This window comes from Myxacorys chilensis (assembly GCF_059505265.1).
In genome coordinates this window covers 11,672-33,436 of record NZ_JCACKG010000227.1, presented here as the reverse complement: position 1 = coordinate 33,436, position 21,765 = coordinate 11,672, and the positions used below count along the sequence as shown (strand labels likewise).

27 protein-coding genes are annotated in these 21,765 nt (G+C 47.9%); 19 read left to right on the top strand and 8 right to left on the bottom strand.

The window, feature by feature from the left end; genetic code table 11:
- Nucleotides 1-132: 132 nt before the first annotated feature.
- From AC5JLB_RS23090 to AC5JLB_RS23070, 5 genes are all read left to right on the top strand, one after another.
- Entirely contained in the window at nucleotides 133-1,119 is a 987-nt protein-coding gene (locus tag AC5JLB_RS23090) for a glycosyltransferase (protein WP_495876173.1), read from the top strand.
- The gene (locus AC5JLB_RS23085) at nucleotides 1,119-3,035 is read left to right on the top strand and encodes a glycosyltransferase (protein WP_495876172.1); all 1,917 of its coding nucleotides are present in this window, start codon (nucleotides 1,119-1,121) and stop codon (nucleotides 3,033-3,035) included. The genes AC5JLB_RS23090 and AC5JLB_RS23085 overlap by 1 nt, the downstream gene beginning before the upstream one ends.
- Before the next feature lie 12 nt (nucleotides 3,036-3,047).
- Nucleotides 3,048-3,773: an SDR family oxidoreductase gene (locus tag AC5JLB_RS23080; RefSeq protein ID WP_495876171.1), complete on the top strand. Its 726-nt coding sequence runs from the start codon at nucleotides 3,048-3,050 to the stop codon at nucleotides 3,771-3,773.
- Nucleotides 3,774-3,976: 203 nt separating this feature from the next.
- On the top strand, nucleotides 3,977-4,249 hold the full coding sequence (locus AC5JLB_RS23075) for a hypothetical protein (protein WP_495876170.1): 273 nt from the start codon (nucleotides 3,977-3,979) through the stop codon (nucleotides 4,247-4,249).
- Nucleotides 4,250-4,270: 21 nt separating this feature from the next.
- On the top strand, nucleotides 4,271-4,834 hold the full coding sequence (locus tag AC5JLB_RS23070) for a GNAT family N-acetyltransferase (protein WP_495876169.1): 564 nt from the start codon (nucleotides 4,271-4,273) through the stop codon (nucleotides 4,832-4,834).
- A 45-nt stretch (nucleotides 4,835-4,879) separates the two neighbouring features.
- On the opposite strand, the gene metH is transcribed toward AC5JLB_RS23070, so the two are convergent.
- The 3 genes from metH to AC5JLB_RS23055 all read right to left on the bottom strand — a co-directional run bounded on the left by metH (nucleotide 4,880) and on the right by AC5JLB_RS23055 (nucleotide 9,392).
- Entirely contained in the window at nucleotides 4,880-8,488 is a 3,609-nt protein-coding gene (metH, locus tag AC5JLB_RS23065; protein WP_495876168.1) for a methionine synthase, read from the bottom strand.
- A gap of 252 nt (nucleotides 8,489-8,740) precedes the next feature.
- Complete coding sequence (locus AC5JLB_RS23060) at nucleotides 8,741-9,181, bottom strand: GNAT family N-acetyltransferase (RefSeq protein WP_495876167.1); 441 nt, start codon at nucleotides 9,179-9,181, stop codon at nucleotides 8,741-8,743.
- 88 nt (nucleotides 9,182-9,269) lie between these two features.
- The gene (locus AC5JLB_RS23055; protein ID WP_495876166.1) at nucleotides 9,270-9,392 is read right to left on the bottom strand and encodes a hypothetical protein; all 123 of its coding nucleotides are present in this window, start codon (nucleotides 9,390-9,392) and stop codon (nucleotides 9,270-9,272) included.
- Nucleotides 9,393-9,597: 205 nt separating this feature from the next.
- Between AC5JLB_RS23055 and AC5JLB_RS23050 the strand changes: the two genes are divergently transcribed.
- The 3 genes from AC5JLB_RS23050 to AC5JLB_RS23040 are packed head-to-tail and all read left to right on the top strand — an operon-like array spanning nucleotide 9,598 to nucleotide 10,360.
- Nucleotides 9,598-9,810, top strand: coding sequence for a helix-turn-helix domain-containing protein (locus AC5JLB_RS23050; RefSeq protein WP_495876165.1), 213 nt, complete (start codon nucleotides 9,598-9,600; stop codon nucleotides 9,808-9,810).
- A gap of 35 nt (nucleotides 9,811-9,845) precedes the next feature.
- Nucleotides 9,846-10,148, top strand: coding sequence for a hypothetical protein (locus tag AC5JLB_RS23045; RefSeq protein ID WP_495876164.1), 303 nt, complete (start codon nucleotides 9,846-9,848; stop codon nucleotides 10,146-10,148).
- Nucleotides 10,145-10,360: a DUF2283 domain-containing protein gene (locus AC5JLB_RS23040; protein ID WP_495876163.1), complete on the top strand. Its 216-nt coding sequence runs from the start codon at nucleotides 10,145-10,147 to the stop codon at nucleotides 10,358-10,360. The genes AC5JLB_RS23045 and AC5JLB_RS23040 overlap by 4 nt, the downstream gene beginning before the upstream one ends.
- Before the next feature lie 44 nt (nucleotides 10,361-10,404).
- On the opposite strand, the gene AC5JLB_RS23035 is transcribed toward AC5JLB_RS23040, so the two are convergent.
- Both AC5JLB_RS23035 and AC5JLB_RS23030 read right to left on the bottom strand, forming a co-directional pair.
- A complete protein-coding gene (locus tag AC5JLB_RS23035) occupies nucleotides 10,405-10,596 on the bottom strand; it encodes a PIN domain-containing protein (RefSeq protein WP_495876162.1) in 192 nt (63 codons plus the stop codon).
- Nucleotides 10,593-10,832, bottom strand: a complete 240-nt coding sequence (locus AC5JLB_RS23030) for an antitoxin family protein (protein WP_495876161.1) — start codon at nucleotides 10,830-10,832, stop codon at nucleotides 10,593-10,595. Before AC5JLB_RS23030 ends, AC5JLB_RS23035 begins: the two co-directional genes overlap by 4 nt.
- Nucleotides 10,833-11,334: 502 nt before the next feature.
- On the opposite strand from AC5JLB_RS23030, the gene AC5JLB_RS23025 reads away from it, so the two are divergent.
- Nucleotides 11,335-11,508 carry a PCP reductase family protein gene (locus AC5JLB_RS23025; RefSeq protein ID WP_495696891.1) on the top strand — a complete coding sequence of 58 codons (174 nt, stop codon included), beginning with the start codon at nucleotides 11,335-11,337 and terminating at the stop codon, nucleotides 11,506-11,508.
- A gap of 16 nt (nucleotides 11,509-11,524) precedes the next feature.
- On the opposite strand, the gene AC5JLB_RS23020 is transcribed toward AC5JLB_RS23025, so the two are convergent.
- Nucleotides 11,525-11,920: a hypothetical protein gene (locus AC5JLB_RS23020; RefSeq protein ID WP_495876160.1), complete on the bottom strand. Its 396-nt coding sequence runs from the start codon at nucleotides 11,918-11,920 to the stop codon at nucleotides 11,525-11,527.
- 186 nt (nucleotides 11,921-12,106) lie between these two features.
- Between AC5JLB_RS23020 and AC5JLB_RS23015 the strand changes: the two genes are divergently transcribed.
- The 3 genes from AC5JLB_RS23015 (at nucleotide 12,107) to AC5JLB_RS23005 (ending at nucleotide 15,088) form a co-directional block, all read left to right on the top strand.
- Nucleotides 12,107-12,598 (top strand): hypothetical protein, encoded by a 492-nt coding sequence (locus AC5JLB_RS23015; RefSeq protein WP_495876159.1) that lies wholly within the window; start codon nucleotides 12,107-12,109, stop codon nucleotides 12,596-12,598.
- Nucleotides 12,599-12,732: 134 nt separating this feature from the next.
- Nucleotides 12,733-14,097: a thioredoxin-disulfide reductase gene (gene trxB, locus AC5JLB_RS23010; protein ID WP_495876158.1), complete on the top strand. Its 1,365-nt coding sequence runs from the start codon at nucleotides 12,733-12,735 to the stop codon at nucleotides 14,095-14,097.
- A 118-nt stretch (nucleotides 14,098-14,215) separates the two neighbouring features.
- Entirely contained in the window at nucleotides 14,216-15,088 is an 873-nt protein-coding gene (locus AC5JLB_RS23005; RefSeq protein WP_495876157.1) for an ABC transporter permease, read from the top strand.
- On the opposite strand, the gene AC5JLB_RS23000 is transcribed toward AC5JLB_RS23005, so the two are convergent.
- Nucleotides 15,085-15,402: a DUF3067 family protein gene (locus tag AC5JLB_RS23000; protein WP_495876156.1), complete on the bottom strand. Its 318-nt coding sequence runs from the start codon at nucleotides 15,400-15,402 to the stop codon at nucleotides 15,085-15,087. The two genes, AC5JLB_RS23005 and AC5JLB_RS23000, sit on opposite strands and share 4 nt — an antisense overlap.
- 268 nt (nucleotides 15,403-15,670) lie before the next feature.
- Here AC5JLB_RS23000 and petC point away from each other — a divergent pair, with 268 nt between their 5' ends.
- The 6 genes from petC (at nucleotide 15,671) to AC5JLB_RS22970 (ending at nucleotide 19,699) form a co-directional block, all read left to right on the top strand.
- Nucleotides 15,671-16,213, top strand: coding sequence for a cytochrome b6-f complex iron-sulfur subunit (gene petC, locus AC5JLB_RS22995; protein ID WP_495876155.1), 543 nt, complete (start codon nucleotides 15,671-15,673; stop codon nucleotides 16,211-16,213).
- 58 nt (nucleotides 16,214-16,271) lie between these two features.
- Entirely contained in the window at nucleotides 16,272-17,228 is a 957-nt protein-coding gene (gene petA, locus AC5JLB_RS22990) for a cytochrome f (RefSeq protein WP_495876154.1), read from the top strand.
- Between the two features lie 105 nt (nucleotides 17,229-17,333).
- Entirely contained in the window at nucleotides 17,334-17,525 is a 192-nt protein-coding gene (locus AC5JLB_RS22985) for a DUF433 domain-containing protein (protein ID WP_495876153.1), read from the top strand.
- A gap of 128 nt (nucleotides 17,526-17,653) precedes the next feature.
- Nucleotides 17,654-18,856 carry a hypothetical protein gene (locus AC5JLB_RS22980; RefSeq protein WP_495876152.1) on the top strand — a complete coding sequence of 401 codons (1,203 nt, stop codon included), beginning with the start codon at nucleotides 17,654-17,656 and terminating at the stop codon, nucleotides 18,854-18,856.
- 199 nt (nucleotides 18,857-19,055) lie between these two features.
- Nucleotides 19,056-19,274: a hypothetical protein gene (locus AC5JLB_RS22975; RefSeq protein ID WP_495876151.1), complete on the top strand. Its 219-nt coding sequence runs from the start codon at nucleotides 19,056-19,058 to the stop codon at nucleotides 19,272-19,274.
- Between the two features lie 200 nt (nucleotides 19,275-19,474).
- Nucleotides 19,475-19,699: a type II toxin-antitoxin system VapC family toxin gene (locus tag AC5JLB_RS22970; RefSeq protein ID WP_495876150.1), complete on the top strand. Its 225-nt coding sequence runs from the start codon at nucleotides 19,475-19,477 to the stop codon at nucleotides 19,697-19,699.
- Here the strand turns inward: AC5JLB_RS22970 and AC5JLB_RS22965 are convergent.
- A complete protein-coding gene (locus tag AC5JLB_RS22965; protein ID WP_495876149.1) occupies nucleotides 19,696-20,130 on the bottom strand; it encodes an SRPBCC family protein in 435 nt (144 codons plus the stop codon). The genes AC5JLB_RS22970 and AC5JLB_RS22965 overlap by 4 nt on opposite strands.
- Nucleotides 20,131-20,328: 198 nt before the next feature.
- On the opposite strand from AC5JLB_RS22965, the gene AC5JLB_RS22960 reads away from it, so the two are divergent.
- Nucleotides 20,329-21,720, top strand: coding sequence for a malic enzyme-like NAD(P)-binding protein (locus AC5JLB_RS22960; protein ID WP_495876148.1), 1,392 nt, complete (start codon nucleotides 20,329-20,331; stop codon nucleotides 21,718-21,720).
- The last annotated feature ends 45 nt before the right edge of the window (nucleotides 21,721-21,765 follow it).

Sequence of the window (21,765 nt, the reverse complement as noted above, 5' to 3'; positions counted from 1 at the left end):
GATCAAAGTTACTTATCAACGCACTTGATCTGAGACGATTCATTTCTCTGCAATAGAGGAATTTTTCAATAGAGAACGTTCTCAACCTTCAATCTAGTTGTGCAAACTCGCTACTACAGGAATTCTTAATTCATGAAGCCCCTGAGGATTCTGACTTGGCATGTTCATGGGAGTTATCTCTACTATTTGGTGCAGTCGCCCCATCAGTTTTTCTTGCCCGTTAAGCCTGGTTATCCTGAGGGTTATGGTGGGAAATTAGGCGGCTTTGCTTGGGGCGATAATGTGCATAACGTATCTGCTGAAGACGTTCAAAATTTGGAGTTTGACTGCATTCTATTTCAGTCACAAAAGAACTATCTCACGGATCAATACGAGATTCTTTCAGAACAGCAGCGTCAGCTACCATGCATCTATTTAGAACACGATCCGCCTCGCGATCGCCCGACCGACACAGATCACATCGTGAATGATCCTAATGTTCTATTAGTCCATGTGACTCACTTTAATCAATTGATGTGGAATAGTGGACGCACGCCAACCTCTGTGATCGAGCATGGTGTAATTGTTCCAGAGCAGGTTCATTATTCGGGCGATCTGGATCGCGGTGTTGTTGTGGTAAATGGGCTAAAATCTCGTGGGCGGCGATTAGGAGCGGATGTGTTTGAGCAGGCGCGATCGCACGTCCCGTTAGATTTAGTTGGAATGCAGTCGGAAACGCTGAATGGATTGGGTGAGATCTCGCACGAAGCATTACCCCAATTTATGGTGCAGTATCGATTCTTTTTCAATCCAATTCGCTATACCAGTTTAGGACTTGCCATTTGTGAAGCGATGATGCTCGGAATGCCAATTGTGGGATTGGCGACAACAGAATTAGCAACAGTGATTGAAAATGGAGTGTCAGGCTACGTTGATACGAATGTCGATCGTTTAATTGAAGCCATGCGATCGCTGATCAACAATCCGAAAGAAGCCGCGCATCTCAGTCAAGGCGCTCGTCGCGTTGCCCAAGAACGGTTTCATATCGAGCGCTTTACCCGCGATTGGAATACGGCGTTTGCTTACGTTACGGATACGCCGAGTCCTTATTCTCCCGCTCTCGTAGGAGGCAAGATCTGATGAAACGCATTGCTCTCATTAGTGAACACGCATCGCCGTTTGGTGTGCTTGGCGGCGTCGATAGCGGCGGACAAAATGTATACGTGGGTCAAATTGCTAAGCATTTAGCCCAACGAGGGTACGAAGTTGATATTTTTACACGCTGCGATCGCGCCCTGCTGCCAGAGGTAGCGCAGTGGATTGAAGGCGTTCGACTGATTCATGTCCCGGTAGGCCCTGCGACCGAAGTTCGCAAAGAAGATTTGTTGCCCTACATGGCAGCTTTTACGAAGTACGTGCTTAACGTTTGCCAAACCGTTCAGTACGATCTAATTCACGCAAATTTTTGGATGTCGGGATTGGTTGCCGCCGAGATTAAGCGCAAATTAAACATTCCTTTTGTCATTACCTTTCATGCGTTGGGGCGAGTCCGCCGGTTTCATCAAGGAACTGCCGATGACTTTCCAGATGAGCGATTTGAGATTGAAGATCAACTCGTGCAAGCTGCCGATCGCATTATTGCCGAATGCCCACAAGATGAAGCGGATTTGATTCAGCTTTACAATGCTGATCCCCGCAAAATCACGATTATTCCTTGTGGTTTCGATCCGACGGAGTTTTGGTGTCTCAATAAAGCCTTAGCTCGCGTGGCGTTGGGCATACTGCCCGATGAACGAATTGTGCTGCAACTGGGTCGGATGGTTCCTCGAAAAGGGGTTGATACGGCGATCGAGGGGTTTGCTCGATTTTGTCAAACATCATCGACTCCAGCCCGATTAATCGTGGTTGGCGGCGAAGAACATGATGCTGATTCAAGAATTGCGAAAGAGGTCAACCGCTTAGCGGAAATCGCGGATCACCGTGGAATTCGCGATCGCGTTCAGTTTGTGGGACGAAAAGGGCGAGAAGTCCTCCGCTATTACTACAGCGCGGCAGATGTATTCATTACAACACCTTGGTACGAGCCGTTTGGGATTACGCCCCTCGAAGCGATGGCGTGTGGAACGCCTGTGATCGGCTCGAACGTCGGTGGAATCAAGTTCTCAGTGGTGGATGGTGAAACCGGATATTTAGTGCCGCCCAATCAACCCGACGCGATCGCACACCGTCTCACCCATCTCTACGATCATCCGAACCTGTTAGCCACGTTAAGTCGTCAAGCTATTGCACGAGCAAAGGAGCATTTCACTTGGCAACGTGTGACGGATGCTGTTGCAACGCTATATCAATCTGTTTTAATCAGTAGCGCACCCACACAAGATGCCTTTGCGGTGATCGAACAGGGATTCACTAAGGCGATAGACTCATTGCACATCGCACGACACTCACTACAATCTGAGATTATTGAAGCGGCAACGCTAGTGAAAGATTGTTTTGCTCAAGGCGGCAAGGTTTTAATTTGCGGTAATGGAGGCAGTGCGGCAGATGCTCAACACTGCGCGGCTGAGTTTGTCGGGCGATTCAAGCTCGAAAATCGTCCGGGACTCCCTGCGATCGCGCTCACCGCAGATAGCGCTATCCTCACGGCTTGGTCAAACGATGTCGGGTTTGGCCAAGTGTTTGCCCGTCAAGTCGAAGCCTTAGCCCAACCGCCCGATGTGCTGATTGGGATTAGCACTAGCGGACGATCGAAGAATTTGATCCGAGCTTTTGAGGTAGCGCGCGATCGCAACATTCGCTGTATCGGCATTTTAGGCGGCGATGGCGGTACGGCGCGATCGCGCTGCGATCTGTCGATTGTTGTTCCGGCCACCGATGCCCAACACGTCCAAGAAGTGCAGATGGTTGTCATTCATTTGCTCTGTGAACTGGTTGAGGCGTGGATCATGGCAGGACAAACAGAACCCTTGACCCAACGTCAAGAGACGAAAGGACAGCGCTTAACTGGAGACCGCAGAATGCAGAAGGTTAACCTTCCGCTTACCGTGAATTATTAATAGGAGTGAGTTATGACTGATTTAGCTGGAAAAGTTGCGTTGGTGACAGGAGGCGCTCAGGGCCTAGGTGAAGCGATTTGTCGTGCTTTGGCAGCCGCTGGAGTCGTTGTTTTAGTGGCAGATGTGCGCGAAGAAATCGCGGAGAAAGTTGCCTCAGAAATTGGGTCTGAAGGGGGTAAAGCGATCGCGCTTCGCTTAGATGTTAGAGATGAAGACCAAATTTCATCCAGCGTTGCACAAGCCATTGAACAACACGGTCATCTAGACATTCTCATTAACAATGCTGGAACTGATCTCACGGTTCCGATTGAAGAACTTGGTATTGATGACTGGGATCGTGTTTTATCGGTCAACTTACGTGCGCCATTTATTTTGTCAAAAGCAGTCATTCCTCACATGAAGGAACGGCAAACCGGGCACATTGTGAATGTGGCTTCGACGGCTTCAAAACGGACGTGGGCAAATGCTAGCGCCTATCACGCCAGTAAATGGGGACTGGTTGGATTTAGCCACGCTCTGCACGTCGAGGCGCGTCCTCACAAGGTTAAGGTAACGGCTGTGATTGCAGGCGGTATGCAAACGCCGTTTATTTTAGATCGCTTTCCCGATACCCCGTTAGAGAAACTTCAAGATCCTAAAAATGTTGCAGACACCATTCGCTACATTTTGACTCAACCTCCTGAAACGGTAATTCCTGAAGTGATGGTGATTCCAATGCAAGAGTCATCTTGGCCTTAATCACTTGGCCTCAATCCCTGTGTCGGCAACGGATTTGATAATGGATGCAGCGGATGAATTGAACTGTCTGTTACATCTGCTACCGAATCCGCTGCGAATTTGGTTATTACGATGGGTGCAATCTTTGAACGATCAGTGCCAAGCGCCATTCAGACGGAACTGCATCTCGCTATTCTAGAAAGGTGAACTGATAGAAAAATGACATGTTTCAAGTGATCACCCGCGACGTTTGCAAAGAGTTTGAGCGGTGGACTGACGCCCTCGATGCTGCAAAAGCACTAATTCCCAACTGCAAATGGTTTCAGGAAATTCGCATTGTTGAAGACCAGAATGTAGTTTGGGTGTACACGCGATCACACAAATACCCGCAATTTGTGGGAGCCGGAACCTACAATCGTTTAGCCCGCCGATTTGTGCTGGAGACGCTCGAAGAAGATCCGACTGAAGCGCCGGAGCCTGAGGAACCTTCTAGTTAAGATACGTCAGTCAGGATTATTATGCTCAGTTGCCCAGTCGATCAAGACGTTGTTCTAAAGCTGCTTCAGCCTCATCATAGCAAAGCGATATTTGCAGTCATCGATCAAAATCGCCAACATCTCCAAACGTGGATGCCTTGGGTTGATAATAGTCAATCTTCAGAGGATACGCGCAAGTTTATTGAATCATCCCTTCAGCGTTTAGCTGAAGCAAAGGGACTTGTGTGTGGAATTTGGTTTCATGATACTGTAATCGGCAGCATTGACTTAACCATTAACAAAATGAATCGCTGGGGCGAAATTGGTTACTGGCTGTCGCCAGATCATCAGGGTAGGGGAGTAATGACGAAATCCTGTCGCTGCATGATGGCGTATGCGTTTGAGGAGTTGAAGCTAAACCGTGTGGTGATTCAGGCGGCAGTCGAAAATCATCGAAGTCGCGCGATCGCAGAACGGCTAGATTTTGTGCAAGAGGGAATTGCACGACAATTGGTTTGGGCACGCGATCGCTATCTCGATCTCGTTACCTACAGTCTGCTTGCTGACGAGTGGAAATTGGCGGCTGAGCACAAAGAAGCCCAGTAAAACGCTAACGTCTTTCCCTGAGCTTGCTGGCATGTTCATGATCGTTTAGGCACTGAAGTATTTGGCAACGGGATGATAGACGATCAGTGCCGTCGTTGATTGTTCTGGATGAAGCTGTTCACTCTCGTCCATCGTCATCCCAATTCGCTCTGTTCCAAGCAACTCCAGCTGCTTGAACTGATCGCTAACCGTCGGACACGCCGGATAGCCAAAGCTATAGCGCGACCCTTGATAGCGCTGCGCCAGCATATCGCGAATGTTATCAGGCTCTTGGTCACCAAAGCCCAACTCGCGACGAATCCGAGCGTGAGACCACTCGGCCAGGGCTTCCGCCATTTGTACCGCCATCCCGTGGAAGTAGAGGTACTCCGTATAGTTATTCGCTTTAAATAACTCTTGAGCCACTTCCGTCGCAATGTGTCCCATCGTCACCGCTTGCAGGGGAAACACATCAAATTGGTTTTGCTCAATCGGGCGGAAGAAGTCGGCAATGCACAAGCGACGCATCGATTTCTGACGTGGGAAGTTCCATGTGACAACTGGAGTAGCCGTTTTGGGCGTCAGTCCGTTCTCGATTACAACCGGATCGTAAACGTGAACGGAGTTGCCTTCTGCAACGCAAGGGAAATAGCCATAAATGAGCTGCGGATGTAATAGCGCTTCAGATTGAATGCGGGTCTTCCAACGCTCCAGAACGGGATAGACCTTTTCAGCAAGGAACGCATCGTAGTCTTCGCGAGATTGCTCTTTTGGTTTGCGGAACTGCCACTGTCCAGCAATTAGAGCTTGCAGATCGAGATACCAGAAGAGTTCTTCCAGAGAAAGGTCTTCGGGGTTGAGAATTTTGGTTCCCCAAAAGGGCGGAGTAGGACGCTCGATGTTGACCTCAACTGCTTCCGAACGACGTCTGTCAATCACTTCCGGTTCAAACGGTTTTTCTTGAGAATCGCCATTTAATTCGCGTTCCGCTTCTGCGATCGCGTTCCGTCCTTTCTGGTTATACTTCGCGTAGTCTTCCAAAAATCCTTCTTGATCTTTCCACTTGCCGTCCGATTTTGCGGGCATGAGGCGATCCATAAAGGTCAAATCTGCAAACGCATCTCTGCCATAAATCACTTGCCCTTCGTAAGCATTCTGGCAATCTTCGTAAACAAATTTAGGAGTAAGCGCTGCGCCTCCTAAAATCACCGGAACCGAAATTCCACGCTCGTTAAAAATCTCCAGGTTCTCTTTCATGAATGCTGTAGATTTCACGAGTAATCCACTCATGGCAATGCAATCAGGCTGATGCTCGTTGTAAGCGTCAATGATTTTATCAACAGGTTGTTTGATGCCTAAGTTAATAACTTTGTATCCATTATTGGTCAGAATAATGTCAACCAAATTCTTACCAATATCGTGAACATCGCCTTTAACAGTCGCGATCAAAAACTTACCTTTACCGCTATCACTCCCTTCTGTCTTCTCCATCAACGGTTCGAGAAAGGCAACCGCAGACTTCATGGTTTCTGCTGACTGCAACACAAACGGCAATTGCATTTGTCCTGAACCGAAGAGTTCGCCCACAACCTTCATGCCGTCGAGCAAGAACGTATTGATGATGGTTAGGGGTGGATGTTGTTCTAACGCCAGCTTCAACGCATCTTCTAGACCAATGCGTTCACCATCGATAATGTGTTGCTTCAGGCGTTCTTCAACTGGTAAATCAGCGAGAGAACTGCTGGAGCGAGCATCTTTGGCACTAACCCCCTCAAACAGCTTTGTCAGTTCTGTGAGCGGATCGTAAACGCAAATATCGCCGTCAAATTCGCGACGATCGTAGATCAAGTCCGTACACACTTTTTGGTGCTGCGGATCGATTTTTGAGAGCGGCAAAATCTTAGCGGCAGATACGATCGCGCCATCCATTCCGACTAACGTTGCTTCGTGGAGGAACATCGAATTCAGCGTAATGCGGGCGGCGGGACTCAGACCAAAAGAAACGTTGGAGACGCCCAACATAAAATGCACTCCGGGCAAGCTTTCATGAATCATTTTGATCGATTCGATCGTTGCCTTAGCGTTCTCGCGGTCTTCCTCAATTCCCGTAGAAATCGGCAGTGCTAACGTGTCAAAGAAAATTTCGTGAGGCGGAATGCCATACTCTAGAGCATCGCGATAGGCTCGTTGGGCAATTTGGAATTTTCTCTGAGCCGTTCGCGCCATGCCCTCTTCATCGATTGTCCCAACAACGATTCCAGCTCCATATTCTTTTGCCAGTTCCAACACTTTGAAGAAACGCTCGTCGCCGTCTTCGTAGTTCGTCGAGTTAAGGATGCATTTGCCGCCTGCGACTTTCAAACCCGCTTCCATCTTTGTCCACTCGGTCGAGTCGAGCATGAGCGGCAGCGTAATGTTGGTGACAAGCCGCGACACGAGTTCTTTCATATCGCGTTCGCCGTCACGCCCAACATAATCGACGTTGACATCGAGCACGTGAGCGCCTTCTTTGACCTGAGACTTTGCGATCGCAATCAGCCCATCCCAATCATCCACGTTCAGAAGCTCTCTCACTTTCTTGGAGCCACTCGCATTCAGCCGCTCGCCCACGATTAGAAACGAGTTATCTTGCTCGTAGGGTTGAGCAGTGTAAATTGAGGCGGCAGAAGGCGTATAGCTTAGGGCTGGACGGGGATCTTCTGTAACAACTTTCGCGCGAATCGGTCGCTCTTTCGGGGTCATCGTGCTGGCAAGCTCTGCCAAGGCTTGAATGTGCGATGGACGAGTGCCGCAGCAGCCGCCGATCACTTGCACGCCCCAATCTTCGACAAATTTATGTAATGCCATTTGAAGCTCGGTGGCGGTGAGCTTGTAGTGAGCATGACCGCCAACGTTTTCGGGCAAGCCTGCGTTAGGAATGCAGGAAACCACAAATGGCGCGTTTTCGGTCAGATATTTGATGTGTTCTGCCATGCGATCGGGGCCTGTCGCACAGTTTAAGCCCAAAATATCGATCGGGTATGGCTCCAGAATCGCTAGTACGCCACTAATATCCGTTCCGACTAGCATCGTGCCCTGGACTTCCATTGTCACTGATACCATGAGCGGACGCCGCTCACCCTTCTTTTCGAATACCGCTTCCACCGCATTCAGCGCAGCTTTGATTTGCAGCACATCCTGACAGGTTTCAATGATGAAGAGATCGACGCCGCCATCAAATAAGCCTTCTGCCTGAATGGTGAAAGCGTCTTTGAGGCTGTCATAGGTGATGTGTCCTAGGGTCGGAAGCTTAGTTCCAGGACCGATGGAACCTGCGACAAATCGGGGCTTCTCTGGCGTTGAAAATTCAGCCGTACATTTCTTGGCAAGTTCGGCGGCCTGTTTGCTGAGGTCATAGGCCATGTCCTGCAAGCCGTATTCTGCTAAGACCAACGGACTGCTGCCAAACGTATCGGTTTCGATGACATCTGCGCCTGCGGCTAAAAAGTCCCGGTGAACTTTTGCGATCGCGTCCGGTTTGGTATGAATCAAATATTCATTACAGCCTTCGTACTCTGCGCCGCCAAAGTCATCCGCCGTTAGGTTTTGTGACTGAATGTTAGTTCCCATTGCGCCATCGAACACGATGACGGGACGATCGGGACTGTGGAGACGTTGTAAGAAGGAACTGTTCATAGGGCGTTTGGCGATAGGGAGGTTACGGATCTTCTAATAAAGGTTAGATTAATTTTTATTGTGCTGAATCCGCGAAAGTACGAAAAGCAGCCACTGTGACAATTCACAGTAGCTACATACAACTTTTGCACATCTAATTTTTTTTTGCAGGTGATGTCTTCCAAACAGTACTATTCACTCGGCGCAAATAAACTCTCTAACTTAACTAACTATCCCTGTAAATCGACGTGCAACGGGATTATTATGCCACCGCTACAACGGTAACGAATAGTGATAAAACTCCTCATCCTTGCAATATCCAAGCGATTCATAAAGAGATTGAGCAGTAATGTTGGAAATTTGCGTTGCTAAAATGATTCGGATGGCTTCTGTTTCTCTTGCAAAGTCCTCTGCTGCACTCAATAACAGCTTTGCAACGCCCTTCTTTCGCCAAGCTCGCTCCACAAATAAATCGTTCAGAATCCAAATACGCTTCATCGACACTGAGGAAAAACTGGGGTAAAGCTGCGTAAACCCAATCGTGCGCCCGTCATTGGTTACCACAAATATAGTCGAGTCGCCTTTTTGGAAACGCTCTTGAATAAATTCTCTAGCAGCTTCAAGATCTGAAGATGACTTGTAGAAAACGCGATATTGGTCAAACAACTTCGACACTTCTTCAAGATGCTCAAAACGAGCTTGAAAGACTTCCATCCGTTATCCTCAAAGGCCACCATTCAAATTTAACGTTGATTGCACTGCTCTAACGGATTGCCCACCCACGACTCGTGGCATAACTCGGTTACTCGTGGGATGGATCAAAGACGATCGTGTAGGTGTGGTCAGTCACCAAACGGTTGAGGACTTTGAGATGTTCTTCGGCATAGGTACGACGACGGCATCTAGCAACGACGGTTCGTTGCATATTTGGCAGTAGACAAACAATTCACCACGGATGCAGATGAGCGCCATAACTGGTTCCGCCCGCTTCATTCGGCAGATCTCTTGATATCATGTTGCTTGTTCCTTTGATGAGAAGGGATAGCGTCGCGCTTCGAGTGTTCCAGGCTAAAGCGCGATCGCTTTTAAGGACATTTCTATTAAATGACTAGTATTAGTCATTGTCAAGCATGGGATTGGTGAGGCTGCGAATTCGGGAGCTTGCCGATGCGCGAGGATGGACAATTAAAGACGTTTCTGAGCACTCAGGCGTGGTTTACAGCACTCTGAGAACTTATGCACGATCAACAGGAATGGCAACTGTGGATGTAACAGCGTTAATTAAGTTGGCGAGGGTGTTTGATGTCGCGATCGAAGACTTGATCGAAGTAGTCGAAGAATGAAGCGATGAGGATTCTAAAGCCTGACAAGCAAAGTAATGCAAACACTACTAGACTTTCAAAATCGGGCAATTCGATTAAGCGACGAACGACAGCAGCATATTTTAGAACATCCAGAAATGGAGGGGTTGGAAGCTGAGATCAGACGAACTCTCAGCAAACCTGAAATCGTAAGACGATCCAAAAGTGATGTGACTGTCATTCTGTACTATCGCTACTACACAGATACCCTGGTCGGAGAGAAATGGCTCTGTGTAGTCGTTAAACTTTTATTAGATGATGCCTTCGTCTTAACTGCCTATCTAACGGATAAACCCAAGCAAGGAGAATCATTACTATGAGCCAACACATCAAAATCTGGTTTGATCCAGAGGGCGACTTTTTAGAGGTTGTATTTTATGATAGACCCGGCTATATGCAGGAAACCAACAATGATGCTGTTATGGAGCGCGTAGATGAAGACGGCAACCTTCTAGGATTTTCGATTCTTGGTGTAAGTCAATTAGATAAAGCAACACCTCTCATCGCTGAACTCACTGCTAAAGCATCCTGAGTTCCTCGGTTAGTGCCAGAATGGAACTGCTTACACACAATCGCTCAAATGCGGTTAATCTGAGCCGTTGCTGCTTTCGACTTCAAACCTCTCAAGATTTCGTAGCGAGTAATAATTGAAAACGTAAACTTCCTATTTTCAACCAGGTACTGTCGAGCGTTGAGAAGAACATTAGGATTTTGACGTAGAATCGCGGACAGCGTATCCGTATCCAAAACAGCCTGCCCAGTCGTCATTCAGATCGCTCGTCAAAACTTTTTTGGCGATCATGAGCAATTTGTTCAATCTCATCGACCTCCTCAGTGGACAGCCCTTGGTAAACTTGAGCGGACAACTGAAGTATGTCATCCGGAGCAAGGGTTGCATTGACTTCGATCACAATCCGCACCTGTTGTCCTTCTTCAATTTGAGGACGTTTTAGAGGGCGAAACACACCATTTTCATAAATTGCGTCTAGTATCTGTTGCGTCATGTTCTTCGTAGAGAAGTTCTTATTTGATACTATGCGATCGCACTTCTGCTGAACGGGAATTACACCGTACCTGCGCCATGATTGCATTAACGTCAATTGAAGACCTCGTAACAAAATCTATAACCGCTTACCCGAAATCCATAAATGCTTATCCATTCATAATCTTTGTTTAAAGAGAATTTATAGATGCTTAAACAAAAATTATGAATGGATACTCAAAATCTACAACTGAGTACTCGAAATTAATAAACGAGTACTCGAAATCTATAAGTGAGTACCCAAAATCTATAAATAAGAAGTCATTTGTTAGAAACGCTTACCCGAAACTTACTAACGTTGGAACGTTTGCAGATTTTGCTCAAACATTTGCTTTCACTGCTTAAATAGTTAGTGATCACGATTTTTCCAATAGTCACCATATCGCTACAGTCTGCGATATGGTGACTATCCCACTCACGGATCTACGCTGGTAAACTAAACCTAACAAGGAATGAGAATACTTATGAGCGGATCAATCGAGTGGACACCCGAAGCAGAAGCAAAACTAAAAGAAATCCCGTTTTTTGTTCGTCCGGCGGCGCGTAAAAAAATTGAGAAGTTTGCTCAAGAAACCGGAGCTAGCCAAATCACGGTCGAGATTTACGACCAGGCAAAACAAAAGTTTGGCAACTCGTAAATCTCTCCGTTAAGCGCTATCTGAACCAGCAAACTGAATTGCCATATTTGTAAGTTTGCCAGCACGACAAAGCAGGCGCTCCATTGTCTCGAAGTCGCTTTGCTTCATCCAATGGCAATCGCTTCAGTGTTTTACGATCGCGGGTATAGTTAAAGGCTTTGTTGCCATCTAGCGAAAGCTTATCGTTCTCCCAAGCTAGATTCGTCACGACCTTATCTTGCCAGGTGAGCACTGCCCGTCCTGTACCCCCCGTTCCCCAGCCCGCGACATGAGAACAGGTCTGCTTAAGTTCTACTCGGTCACCTCTGAAGAAATAACACGGCACAGATTTTTCAGGAAGTGATCCTGCGATCGCAGGCAATGTAGCTAGAAATGAAAAGCCAAGAGGCAACAAAACTAGAAGATTTTTCACGGCGGTTGACGAAATTCAGGATGGTCTAATGAGTGCTACTTCGCCCCCAAAGCAACTTCCGGATTGGCGCGATCATTCAGAAATAGGATCTACTTCATCTCGTTAAATTACTTTTGTTTCATTTGGGACTCTCATTCACCTCAGATTTAGCATAGAAATCTAAAGTGATTCTGGGCGAATGGATTTATGAATCAACTAGATAATCTTTCACAAGGCTTACAAACCCTTCGAGGAGAAGCCATCAATGCGCTTGGCATTCCTAGCCAAGCTGTAGAACAACTGAGTAATGCGGTTGTCACTCGCTCTCAGGTTGCTGCTACCTCTGCCCTCCAAAATTGGTTAGACGTTCATCCGATCGCAGCTTGGATGCTACACCATCCGGTCTGGACACTAGGACTCGTGGGATTAGTCATTGTGCTGATGTTTGGATTGCTGGGTGCGATCGCGCGTCTGACCGAAAATCTGTGGCTCTCGCTCTTACAAACCCCAATCAAATTGAGTCAGTGGATCTTAAGAAAAAGCCCACGGATGGTTAAATCCGTGTTTGCAGGACAACGCCAACAGCCCGACCCGCAGCAGCAGCTTCTAGAAGCGGTTGAGCAGCTAGAGAACCTCAGAAAAGAACAAGACAAAGTGCTAGAGCAGATTAAAAGCTTGCTTCCTAAATCAGTCTCCTAATTAAAATCGGCATTCTCATTCATTGTGACTCGCCCCGTGTAGCCTCAAGTCGAATGGTCAAGTCTTAACATTTTGCATCAATCGCGCTTCTTGCGCTATACTACTCGTAGTCGTTATGAGTTCATATAAGTCTTATGGAGAATTCAACCGTAGAAAATTTAGTAATCATTGGTTCTGGTCCGGCGGGCTACACGGCAGCAATTTATGCCGCACGTGCAAATCTGAAGCCTGTAGTATTTGAAGGCTTTCAGGCAGGAGGGCTTCCGGGCGGTCAGCTAATGACAACAACTGAGGTTGAGAACTTTCCAGGCTTTCCTCAAGGCATCACTGGACCGCAACTGATGGATCAAATGAAGGCTCAGGCAGAACGGTGGGGAGCCGAGCTTCATACCGAAGATGTGACCTTTGTCGATTTTAGCCAACGTCCGTTTACGATTCGGTCTGACGATCGCGAAGTCAAGGCACACAGCGTTGTGATTGCCACAGGTGCAACCGCCAAGCGACTCGGATTGCCCGATGAAGCCAACTTCTGGAGCCGAGGCATTTCTGCTTGCGCAATTTGCGACGGTGCGACGCCACTCTTCCGGGGTGCGCCGTTGGTCATTATTGGCGGCGGTGACACAGCAGCAGAAGAAGCGCTGTATCTTACCAAGTACGGCGATCGCGTCAATATGCTCGTCCGAGGTGACAAGCTGCGCGCGAGTAAAGCGATGCAAGATCGCGTCTTAAACAATCCAAAGATCACGGTTCACTGGAATACCGAAGCCGTTGATGTGGTGGGTGGAACTCAACACATGACAGGTGTGAAAGTTAAAAATCGTCAGACTGGCGAAGAGAGCGTGATCGAGGCGAAAGGATTGTTCTATGCGATCGGGCACACGCCAAATACGTCTCTGTTCAAAGGTCAGCTTGAGCTAGACGACGTAGGTTATATCGTCACGAAGCCCGGATCGGTTGAGACCAATATTGAAGGCGTCTTCGCGGCAGGCGACGTACAGGATCACGAATTCCGTCAAGCGATTACGGCGGCTGGCACAGGATGCATGTCTGCGATGTTGGCAGAACGCTGGTTGTCGTTCAACGGCTTAGCGCAAGAGTTCCACCAAACTCAAGCGGAAGCGGCGAACGAAGAGAAGACGGCTCACAAGGCAGAAGAGTTTTCTACAGAAGTCGATCCAGCACAAACGAAGCATGTAGGCAGTTACGCCTTGCGCAAACTCTACCATGACAGCGATCGCTTGATCATGGTTAAGTATGTCTCTCCGAGTTGCGGCCCCTGCCATACGCTGAAGCCAATTCTTAATAAAGTGGTGGATGAGTTTGACGGCAAGATTTACTTTATCGAGATCGACATTGAGGAAGATCCAGATATTGCAGAATCAGCAGGCATTTCGGGAACTCCGACGATCCAGTTCTTTAAGCACAAAGATAAGGTTGCGGAAGTCAAAGGCGTGAAGCAGAAGAGTCAGTATCGCGAGTTGATCGAAAGCCATCTGTAATGGCAATAGATTAAATAACGGATATAGCGGATGAGTACCTCAAGGTTACTCATCCGCTATTTTTTGATGGGTTGCGAACCAGGATTTATGATGATGAGCGAACTGTTTGCCTCGTCTTATGACTTCGATTCGTCTGCCCCGGTTGTCTCGTGCTGTCGAACGCCCGTCGCTCTCTCGCCAAATGATGCGAATTGGCGCGGCGATCACGATCGCGTTTATTGCGATCGCGCTTCTCGCTCCCCTGTTTCAAGCGATCGGATGGCTGCAAAATCCTACCGAATTTCTTGATAACCCGCCTCACCAAGCGCCCTCTCTAGCTCATTGGTTTGGCACAAGCAGTCTCGGTTACGATGTCTTCTCTCGCACGCTGTTTGGCACGCAGGCAGCGCTTCAGGTCGTCTTGTTGGCAACAGGTCTCAGTCTCATCATTGGCGTTCCGCTAGGGATGCTCAGCGGCTATTTGGGCGGCAGGCTCGACCGCATTCTAATTTTCTTTATGGATACGATTTACACGCTACCGGGACTCCTGCTGTCGGTGACGCTGGCATTTGTGGTTGGACGAGGAGTTTTTAATGCCGCGATCGCGCTCAGCATTGCCTATGTTCCTCAGTACTATCGGGTCGTTCGGAATCAAACGGTCAGCGTTAAAACAGAACTGTTTATTGAAGCGGCTCAAGCGATGGGAGCGTCTACTTGGCGCGTTCTTTCTCGCTATTTGTTTTTAAATGTGATTCAAAGTGTTCCGGTGTTGTTCACGCTCAATGCAGCAGATGCTGTGCTGACTCTAGGCGGACTTGGATTTCTCGGATTGGGATTGCCAGATGAAGTACCGGAATGGGGACATGACCTCAATCAAGCCTTGGACGCGCTCTCCACGGGCGGAATTTGGTGGACAGCCGTTTTTCCAGGACTAGCCATGACCCTGATGGTGATCGGACTCTCCTTGTTTGGCGAAGGATTGAATGAACTGACCGAGCGAAAAATTCGTTAAAACTCCTCTAATAGCCATTCAGACGCGCGATCGCCGAGATCAATCGGAATATTCACTGCTTTTCCGAGCCGAGGCTTTTCGCGCGTTGTTTCAATGAAGGTTTGCACTTGCGCGATCGCATTCCAAGCCGCTAAATAGCTTGTCACTTGATCAAGATGCTCTAGATATTCCGATTCAGTCAGCGGAAACGAGCGTTGCTCCTGATAGCGCCACATTACTTGCACAAACAGTTTGCCCATCGCACGGCGCACCTGAATATCGTAGGAAAACCCCCACTTGTTAATCAAAAGTTGGCGTAGGTCTTGTCCGGTCATGGCACGTTAGCCCGTAAAAATCTTTAACATTTCGTATTAAATTTCGGCTCCGCCGCTTAGCTATGATGCTAGTGTCAAGAAATGTAATAATACATCTAAGAAAAACTACAAATTGGCTGTTCTAAAGGCTTTTCAGCGCTTTGCTTTAGATAAAAAGTTTAGAGATCGCCGTTGTAGTACCCCGTACTAGATCTAAACACAGAGCTTTGACAAAAGTTCTGCGCTTAAATCTTTTTTCACTTCGTTCCGCAATCCCTAGAGAGTAGTCATGGCTCAACTTACTGGACCCGCAGATGATGTACCCAACATGGGTCGTCGCCAATTCATGAACTTCCTGATGTTCGGCTCCGAGGCACTAGTAGCGGCTGGAGCCTTGTATCCGGTAATCAAATATTTTATTCCGCCTTCGTCAGGTGGAGGTTCCGCAGGCGTCACAGCAAAAGATGCCCTCGGTAATGATATTTTAGTCAGCGAGTATCTCACCAGCCACCCCGCCGGAGATCGTTCGCTCGCGCAAGGGCTAAAGGGCGACCCGACCTACATTGTGGTGGAAGGAGATCAGGCGATCGCGAGCTATGGCATCAACGCGGTGTGTACTCACCTCGGTTGTGTTGTGCCCTGGAACGCCAGCGAAAACAAATTCATGTGCCCTTGCCACGGCTCCCAGTACGACAACACCGGAAAAGTGGTGCGCGGTCCGGCTCCGCTCTCGCTGGCGCTTGCTCACGCTGAGGTTGCTGACAACAAAATCAGCTTTACCCCTTGGGAAGAAACGGACTTCCGCACAGGCGAAGATCCGTGGTGGACTTAATCACACCCTTTCGACCGTTCTGCCTTTATTTATTCCGAGCGAGAGTAATTTGCTAGAGATGAGAACAAACCTGATTAAATTGACAAAGCGGGTCGGAATTGCCTTGGCAACCGTCGCGATCTTACTGTCGGGGAGCTTGGTTTTGCCGCGATCGGCAGCCGCTTATCCGATTTTTGCTCAACAGCAGTACGAAAATCCCCGTGAGGCCACGGGTCGGATTGCTTGTGCGAACTGTCACTTAGGCGCAAAGCCTACCGAGGTCGAAGTGCCTCAGTCGGTTCTACCTGACACCGTGTTTGAAGCGGTTGTTAAGATTCCCTATGACACCAGCGTTCAGCAAGTTCAGGGAGATGGCAGTACAGGTCCGCTCAACGTTGGCGCACTGCTGATGTTACCGGAGGGATTCCAGTTAGCGCCCGAAGAGCGCTTGCCTGAGGAAATGCGAGAGAAACTAGCTGAGCTATTTATTCAGCCCTACAGCGAAGCGCATCCGAACTGGCTCGTGGTCGGTCCGGTTCCAGGCGAGCAGTATCAAGAGATTGGCTTCCCGATTCTGTCTCCTGATCCAAACACCGATCGCTCATTACACTTTGGGAAGTACTCGGTTCACGTCGGTGGAAACCGGGGTCGTGGACAGGTCTATCCGACTGGTGACAAGAGCAATAACGCGGTATTCAATGCGTCCGCTGCTGGAACAATCTCGGCGATCGCGAAAGGCGACGATGGCGGTTATACGGTCAGCATCAATACTGACAAGGGCGTTGTCGAAGACACGATTCCGCCTGGTCCTGAGCTGATCGTGGCTCAAGGCGATGAAGTCAAGGCAGGTGATGCGTTGACTAGTAACCCCAACGTAGGTGGTTTCGGTCAAATCGATGCTGAAATTGTGTTGCAAAATCCGAGCCGCATTAAGGGTCTGCTGGCGTTCTTTGCGATCGTCACCATCACCCAAATCATGTTGGTATTGAAGAAGAAGCAAGTCGAGCGCGTCCAAGCCGCCGAAATGAATTTCTAAACCTTCTTAAGTCTCTTTTGTGTAGGGTTGGGCGAACGTCCAGCCCTTTTTTGTGGCATAAAATAATGGTACATATAACTGGCTTCGACTAAGGAGTAGTAATTTATGGATCGAGAACAGATTGTTTCGTGCAACCCGCATGTGATGAATGGGGAATTAGTTTTTTCGGGAACGCGGGTTCCTGCGAAGATTCTCATCCAACATTTAACAGCAGGAGATTCTCTAGATATTTTTCTAGATGACTTTCCTAGTGTTACTCGTGATCAGGCAGTAGCTTTTTTAGAAGTGGCTTTTTAAGAGACGGACATTCAAAGTTTTGACTGTAATTAAGATCTCAGGCAAGTGCTGATGAACTTACGTAGTTGAGTATCTACAAATTTTTGGGAAATCTCATGAGGTAGGTTCTAACTGTTGAGGCAGTGGGTATGGCATTTGCAGATGACATCGCTAAAGTTGCAGAACAAGTCCGAAAAAGAGCTGAAGCTGTCTCAGGCGAAGAAGCAACTAAATGGGGACTGATTGCGCCGTTCTTCGGTACACTCGGCTATGATGTCTTTGATCCTACTGAAGTCATCCCTGAGTATGTAGCAGATTTTGCCATTAGAAAGTCAGGACAGTTTGAGAAAGTAGACTACGCCATATCCATTAGTAATGCAATTGTCATGCTGGTTGAGGCGAAAGCCCGTGACAAGAAACCCGAAGCTCATGATGGTCAGTTAAAGAGATATTTCAATGGATTGCGCTCAGCAAAAGTTGCCATTGTTACAAATGGCATTGAGTACCTTTTCTTCACAGATTTACGTCATGAGAACATGATGGATGAAGAACCTTTCTTCAGATTCAACGTTCTTGATTATGACCAGAAGCAAATTGAAAACCTGAAGTTTTTCCACCGAGATAACTTCGATTCCCTCGTCATTAAACGACATGCTGAAGAGATGGTTTATCTCAGCGGAATGGCACAACTAGTAGACAGTCTTCTTCGCTCTCCATCTGATGAATTCATTCGCTTTTTAGTTTCTCAACTTGGCAACATTGGCTCTAGGTACGCAATAGAAAGTAGAATTTCCAGTAAAGTAATCGAAAAGTTTCGACCGATTGTAAAGAAGTCTCTTCAGGGAAGTCTAGTTGACCTGATGACGCAATCCATTAGTAAAGAAATGGGTCAGTCTAGTGAAGTTTCCTCATCGGTTAACTTAGAAGCAATTGAAGAAATTCAGGATGAGCCGGAACAAGACTCAGAAGACATTAAAGTGGAAACAACTGCTGAAGAACTTGAAGCGTTTGAAAAAGTCAGGTCTATTGCAGCACAGTCTAAAACCTATAGCTTAGAAGTCAAGTACAAAGATGTCTTATCATATTTTGGACTAAATATCGGTAAGACAAATTGGTGGTTCTTGAGGCTATATCTGTCGCCTAAGAAAAAGAGTTTTGTAACTCGGTTGTCTATCAATGAAGTTAGAGAACTCGCGCCAGGTTTTGAAGTTCAAGAAATGTCAGCTTCGTTTGGAGATGCAGCATCAAGGGTAGTAATTTCCTCAGTTAGTGACTTAGACAAGCTCAGTAACTTAATCTTGAAGTGCTATGAAGCCGAAGCATCTAAGCACATATTTAGGAAAGTAGCGTAGTTCATTCAAAAGTATAGCTCTACGAAGTAGTTCAACCAGTGTGCTGCCTAGGAGCGGAGGCACACCGATTACCCGCGCGAATATAATTGCCTGCGAGCTTTTGTTTGTGGGAGATTCACCAGTCGCTACTAATGATTGAAACAGTTGCTCAGATAGAATGAAGTGGTGTAAGGTCAGTAGTTCTTTAAAGAGGAGAGTCATGCTGGATGAAGTAACGCTCGAACGTCGGTTAGCAACTCTTGAGCAAGAGGTCGCTGACCTTAAACACAAGTCCGAGCATAGCTCTGCCTCTGGCACTTGGCTCGACAAACTCGTTGGATCAATCTCTGATGAATCTGCTTTTCTTGAAGCTTTGGAATATGGGCGCTCTTTCCGCCAGGCTGATAGACCAACCGATGATGCTAGTGGACAAGCGTGAGATTTTTGCTCGACACTGACCACATTAGTTTTCTACAGCGACGTTCAGGCTCAGAATTCATAAACCTAACCGCTCGAATCGCTCAATACTCACCAGCAGACTTTGCTTTGTCCGTTGTCAGTTTTCATGAGTAAGTCCTTGGTGCTCATAGCTTTATCAATCGTGCCCGTACACCTGCTGATGTAATTCGCGGATACACGTTGCTGCTGGAAACCCTTCAAGGCTTTTCAACGGCTCCTGTTCTAGCGTTTGATGCGGAAGCAACTGTGTTCTTTAACGAGCTGCGAATACAACGAGTTCGCGTATCAACAATGGATTTGAGAATTGCCGCGACAGCGCGATCTCGCAACTTAGTGCTTTTGAGCCGGAATCTGAGAGACTTTGAGAAAGTGCCAAGATTAGTGACAGAGGATTGGACGATTTAAAGCTTTTCCGCATATTGCTTGAGTTCCCATGCCATGCGGCGCATTCCTTTTTGCTCATCTTGACGAATAAAGGGAACAAAAAATTTGCTGAGCGCTCCAGAAAACGTTTCCTGATAAATGAATTGGCTGTGATCGCGATCTAGATCTTGGAGCTGCCAAATATACTCGTGCCGAAATCCTGGAATCGATGACATCCACTTGAGACACGCCTCTGGCTGCACCAGCGTCACAATCGGACGAAACTGAATTTCCTCTTCACCCGGAACTCGCAGCAGCGAAAGCGAGATTTCTCGTCCTGGAGCAATCGTTTGATGAGGATTGCAGTCATACAGGAAAGTGTTCCAATACTTCCATTTTTCTTTCTGAATTAAAATTTGCCAAACCCGCGATCGCGGAGCATTGATGTCGATTTCGGTGTAAAGACTTGGCATAAATTCGTGTGTCTGAGTACAGTTCTCTCAAATTGAATTCCCTAAAATAAGTCGCGGCAACTAGTTTGTTATTGAACGATACTTTTGTAAATTCTTCCAAGGACAAACTAGAATTCATCTCAGAATCGTTGAGAAGTTTTAACACTCATTCGCAATTTTCCCGTAAAATCGAGACCTCGGAATTCAACGTGCAAGTTTATGGCAGCCCTCACCCCCAACTCTAGTTTTAGTCTGACAATTCGCTTCCAAGTTCCCAATCGTCCTGGGATGCTGGCGAGCGTGATTCAGGCGATTTCGTCGCAAGGCGGCAACATGGGACAAATCGACTTGATTGAGCAGACGCGAGCCATCTCTATGAGAGATGTTACAGTCGATGCCGCCAGCACAGAACATGCAGAAACGATTGTACAAGCGGTGAAAGCGCTACCTGACATTAAGGTGTTGGATATTTACGATCGCACCTTCACACTGCACAAAGGCGGAAAAATTAGCGTTCACAGCAAAATTCCGCTGAGAGGACAAGCTGATTTGGCAATGGCCTATACGCCGGGTGTAGGTCGGATTTGCCGCGCGATCGCAGACGAACCAGAGCGGGTGTACGAACTGACGATCAAGCACAACACCATTGCGATCGTAACGGATGGTAGCGCTGTTCTGGGAATGGGCAATCTTGGAGCCGAAGCCTCGATGCCTGTGATGGAAGGCAAAGCAATGCTGTTCAAGGAGTTTGGCGGATTGGATGCCTTTCCAATTTGTTTGGCAACTCAAAGCACTGATGAAATTGTCGAAACGGTGAAACGGATTGCGCCTGTGTTTGGCGGCGTCAACCTAGAAGATATTGCCGCGCCGCGCTGTTTTGAAATCGAAGAACGGCTACAACGAGAACTCAATATTCCAATCTTCCATGACGATCAGCACGGAACCGCGATCGTTACGCTTGCCGCTCTCACCAATGCGCTAAAACTCGTCGAGAAGTCGATTTTTGATGCCCGGATTGTGATTAACGGTGCGGGGGCAGCCGGAGTTGCGATCGCCAAACTGCTGCAAAAAGATGGTGCCGCCAGCATTATCATGTGCGATTCCAGAGGCATTCTCTCGAAGAGCCGCACCGACTTAAACCCTCAAAAGCTCGCGTTTGCAATTGAACAAAGCGGCACGCTTGCCGATGCAATGCGAGGAGCAGATGTTTTCCTTGGCGTCAGCGCTCCGGGTGTAGTGACGCCCGAAATGGTGCGATCGATGGCAGCCGATCCGATTGTGTTTGCGATGGCAAATCCGATTCCTGAGATTCAGCCCGAATATGTGCGAGATGATGTGGCAGTCATGGCGACCGGACGGAGCGACTATCCCAATCAGATCAACAATGTGCTGGCGTTCCCCGGCATCTTCCGAGGAGCATTAGACTGCCGAGCGTCTACCTTAACAACGAATATGTATTTGCAGGCAGCGTTAGCGATTGCGTCTCTCGTCACCCCCGACGAATTAACCCGTGAACACATTATTCCATCGGTGTTCGATGGACGGGTTGCAACAGCAGTGGCAGCAGCAGTTCAGAGAGCGGCGCGTGAAGACGGGGTCGCGCACGCGTAGAAATCAAATAGATTCAGGTGGCAACGGATAGCTGATCAGGTTGGT